At 35.4% G+C, this 4,411-nt stretch carries 5 protein-coding genes; all 5 read left to right on the forward strand.

All coding sequences use genetic code 11. The annotated features are described in order from the left end of the window. Positions 1–210: 210 nt before the first annotated feature. Genes E5342_RS18625 through E5342_RS18645 form a run of 5 tightly spaced genes read left to right on the forward strand, consistent with a single transcriptional unit; the run spans position 211 to position 4,320 of the window. Positions 211–375, forward strand: a complete 165-nt coding sequence (locus E5342_RS18625; RefSeq protein WP_246867169.1) for a hypothetical protein — start codon at positions 211–213, stop codon at positions 373–375. A 6-nt stretch (positions 376–381) separates the two neighbouring features. After that, positions 382–1,305, forward strand: a complete 924-nt coding sequence (locus tag E5342_RS18630) for a hypothetical protein (protein WP_135960045.1) — start codon at positions 382–384, stop codon at positions 1,303–1,305. A 9-nt stretch (positions 1,306–1,314) separates the two neighbouring features. After that, entirely contained in the window at positions 1,315–2,943 is a 1,629-nt protein-coding gene (locus tag E5342_RS18635; protein ID WP_135960046.1) for a hypothetical protein, read from the forward strand. 2 nt (positions 2,944–2,945) lie between these two features. Further along, positions 2,946–3,578: a hypothetical protein gene (locus E5342_RS18640; RefSeq protein WP_135960047.1), complete on the forward strand. Its 633-nt coding sequence runs from the start codon at positions 2,946–2,948 to the stop codon at positions 3,576–3,578. After that, positions 3,565–4,320 (forward strand): S1C family serine protease, encoded by a 756-nt coding sequence (locus tag E5342_RS18645; protein ID WP_135960048.1) that lies wholly within the window; start codon positions 3,565–3,567, stop codon positions 4,318–4,320. The genes E5342_RS18640 and E5342_RS18645 overlap by 14 nt, the downstream gene beginning before the upstream one ends. Positions 4,321–4,411 lie beyond the last annotated feature (91 nt).

A 4,411-nucleotide genomic window follows, 5' to 3' on the forward strand; every position in this document is an offset into this window, starting at 1 on the left:
AAAAGGAATGGGAAATCATTCTTTCCGAGGCTTCCGGAGCACCTCCTGAACCATCACTTTTTGGATAAGGGGCTTAAAAAAACAAAAAGGAAGACTCGAACACTGTAAAATCTGCGTTCGAGCCATACTGTATCGCGTTTTCTGAATTTTATCGGACAGCAATATAAAAATTTCGGAGTTAAACCATCATCTATTCGTATCGCACAAGAAATGGCAAAGAAAGATCTTCTCACGTTCCTTGAAAAAGGAATAAGTCAGCGTTGTGAAGAAACTGAGGCGGAAGATATGATAGAGGAAACATTCTTCTATTATCCCATAAAAGGGGTGTTAAATGCAATTTCAGCAGAAATATATAACGAATTACAACAATCATAAGAGCACATGAAACAAATTATAATCTCATTACTCACATTAGCCTTGGCGGACATCTGCTTGTGTAGTTGTGGCAATGATGTGGCTGCCAACACTTCTCTGGAAGAGAAGCATAAAAAGAGTTCCATAACGCAATCTGATGAGAAGCATAAAAAAGCGATAACTGATTCTATCAACAATCTACGAGAAAAAATAATGGATTTAACCGAAAAATATGAAAAGGTTTATCAGGAATTAAGCGAAGTAAAAATGGACAATAAGAAAATCAATGATGAAAAAGCAACGAATAAATGGTATATTCTTATTGGTGGAGGTATTGGATTGCTTGGTTTGATAGTATCAATTTTTGCATTTGGAAAAACAGGGAAATGTAATAATAGATTAAGTCGTCATCGTGAAGAAATCGAATCACTGAGACAGCTATTAAATGAGCGTCGATTTGAACCAAATGTTACTGGTACTAAACGTACAAATTATTCAGCCTCGTCATCGATACCCAATAATGAAATCTCTGATTTGTCTCGAAAAATACAACATTTAGAGAATGAACTTTCAAAAATACAAAAGACTACTCTTGTTCATGGAACACCGACTCCATCTACAATTACCCCACCGATAAAACCAACTATAATAGGTTACTTTGGAACAGCTATAAGTGGTGAAAACGGCACAGGGTATTTTAAAAAAGTACTTGAATCAAAAGATAGTGATGCAAGATTTTCAGCACAAATTATTGATGGTTCAGCTAATTTTGAGCCTATAGCATCTCTTTCCTCTATCAAATCCAGCGACTATATGGACTTGGCTGTAGAATTTGAAGGGGTATCTAAAAATGAGGCAACTGATATGTCCGTTCATTACAAAGGACTGGCTCAACAAATAGGAGATAAATGGATTATTGTAAAAAAAGCAGTTATAACTTTAAAAAAATAATCAACTATTATGCATTCAATAGTACCTATAATAATTATTATTATCATATTTATGCAATTGTTTTTCTTTGTGAAGAACTTTTTGCGTATGCGCCAATTCAGTAACATCTTTACTGGTACAACTTCATGGCGAATAAGACGTAATGCAGAAACCTCTCTTGTGGATGGCATATATGGGGATGGTAACAAAATATTTATCGGCATTATTACATCCATCAATAAATATCTTGGAAATAACTCCGGTTCAGTTATTGATTTTGGTCTTCTGAAAGATGCGGTTGACCGTCACTGTGATTCTGTAGAAAATGACATAGCTACACAGACACCTATTCCACTTTATTGGGGATTGGCTGGTACAATGGCTGGTGTTATTATGGGATTGTGGGATTTGTTACAGTCTAATGCAATAATGACTCTTATGAGCAGCGGTGGCGGAGTTATCGATAATGCTTCACAGAGTGCCGCTTCTGGAATTAATTCTCTTTTAAGTGGTGTCGCATGGGCAATGCTGGCTTCTATTTGTGGTATTCCGCTTACGACAGTCAATTCTCTTCTCTTCAAAAGATGCAAACTTAATGAGGAAGACGGGAAAAATTCTTTTTTTGCTTGGATGCAATCAGAACTTCTTCCTGAATTACCATCTGATACATCCGAGGCACTTAACAATCTCGTAAGAAATCTCAATAAATTCAACAATACATTCGCACAAAACACATCAAATCTTGGGAATACGCTAAATGCCGTTAATCAGTCCTATGCAATACAAGCGGATATAATAAAAGCGGTTCATGACATGGATGTTATGAAAATGGCAAAAGCTAATGTGCGTGTTCTTGAAGAATTACAACAATGCACAGACAAATTGGAAGTATTTAATCAATATCTCAATGATATTGAAGGATACACCGAAGCTATACATAGATTTGAATCATTGTATAATGAACAAGCAAATCGAATCCACATACTTGAAGAAATAAGAGATTTCTTTGGACGTCATAAAGGAGAAATAGCTAAAACAACAGCTGATGCAGACAGGACACTTCAAGAGTCTCTCCAAAATATAAAGGAATCTACATCATCAAATGTCGAAGAACTGCACAAAAGGTTTATTGAACAAAGTGAGTCATTCAAAGAAATTCTTAAATCTGAACGAGAGTCATTTGAACAATTTACAAATGATTTAAAGGCTCAATTTAGTGCCCAAATGACACAAATGCCACAATTGTCTGAACAATTGGAAGAAATTTCAGCAATTCCTGTCAGACTTGACAAGCTGATTGAAAAAATAGAAATGTCAAACATCCATTTAGCGAATGACATATCCCAGTCTATCAAACAAACCTTGATGACCACAAAGGTAAATAAAATACTTGATACAAATGATAGTGTTCGTGTTGGCGATTCCATACCAGCGTGGATGAAAGTCTCAGGATGGGCTGCATTAGTAATCATTGCCATTACCTGCATTTTAAATATCGTGTTTATGTTTTTCCCCGTTAAAAAGGATAAGAGCCAGCCACAACAAATCCATATTCAGCCAACAGAGTTGCCGATGCAAATAGTTAATAAACAAGCAGAAAATACTACTGATGCGGTCTTAAATACAACAGATTCTATTAAAGATAATAATAAAAAGTAATTATGGCTCAGAAAAAGGAATCGTTTTTTTGGACAAGTTACTCAGACTTGATGACAAGTTTGTTTTTTGTCATGTTAGTATTATTCATTCTTGTAATTGTTCTTCTACATAAGCGTATGGAGGCAACAGAAGCTCAGTTACAAGAGATTAAAAAGGTTGAGCAATCAACAAAAGATTTAAGTCGAGATTATTTTCAATATCGTTCAGATTACAAAAAATATGTTCTAACAATTCAAGTTCGCTATCCTGCCGGAAAGTCTGACTTGAATGATATTGTATCTACGGATAAAGAAGCCCAATTACGTCAATTGGCTGCGGCAGGACGCGAAATACGAGATTTCTTAAAAAACCATAGTGAGAATCAATATATTCTTGTAATAGAGGGGCAAGCGTCAAAAGACAACTTCCTTTATAATTATGAATTAAGTTACCAACGGGCATTAGCACTTATGCGTTTTTGGATTGAAGATTCACGTATTACATTTGGGAGTAATTGCGAAATTCTAATATCTGGCAGTGGAGATGGCAAACTTGATACTCATTCTATGCGAGAAACAAATGACGAAAGAGAGAATCAGCGTTTCCTTATTCATATATTGCCAAAAAACATTTTTGAAAACAATGAAAATAAATAATTTCATAATATCAACAGTTTCTATTATATGTCTGTATTCATGCGCTCATAAATCAGGACATGGTGAAAGGAATGATAAGATTGTAACTTCACAACAGTCACAGTCAGTACTAGTGTCTCCTAATAAAAAAGCAAGGAACGTCACAATATCAGTTGTAAATAATCGTGGTGATAAAAATAAGCTTGATGGTTCTCAAATTTTTTCGAAATATAATACGTCAGTTTTTATGGTGTTTACTTCGGTTGGCTACAATATGTACCAAGGTTCTGGATTCTTTATCAACAAAGATGGTTTGGCTGTCAGCAATTATCATGTGTTAAAAGGAACTGGCATTGGTGAGGAAGGGATTAAATTAGCTGGAAGCGATAAGGTGTACAAAGTAGAGGAAGTGATCATGAGCAGTGAAAATGAAGATTTTATTCTATTCCGTGTAGATGTTTCCAATACAGATTTTATTCCCGTTGCCAAATACAAACCGAATGTGGGTGAAAAAGTCTATGCTATTGGTAGCCCCCGTGGACTTGAAAATACCTTTTCTTCAGGAGAGGTATCGCAATGGCGTGACAAAAATTTAATGCAAATTCCTGCTTTAATTGATCACGGTAGCAGTGGTGGCGCATTGATAAATGAATACGGAGAAGTAGTCGGTATCACATCCGGTTCGTTTGCAGACGGCTCACAAGCCAATCTAAATTATGCATGGAGCATTGATGTGATAAAACCATATGTAAAAAACAAATAATGCAGGCTTGTAGGCATTGATTAGAGTTCTCATATTTGTAATAGTCAAGACTTGTTCTGACATTTGTTTTACTATCGGACAAAAAAACTGT

It is taken from the genome of Parabacteroides distasonis (genome assembly GCF_004793765.1).
Taxonomy (GTDB): domain Bacteria; phylum Bacteroidota; class Bacteroidia; order Bacteroidales; family Tannerellaceae; genus Parabacteroides; species Parabacteroides distasonis_A.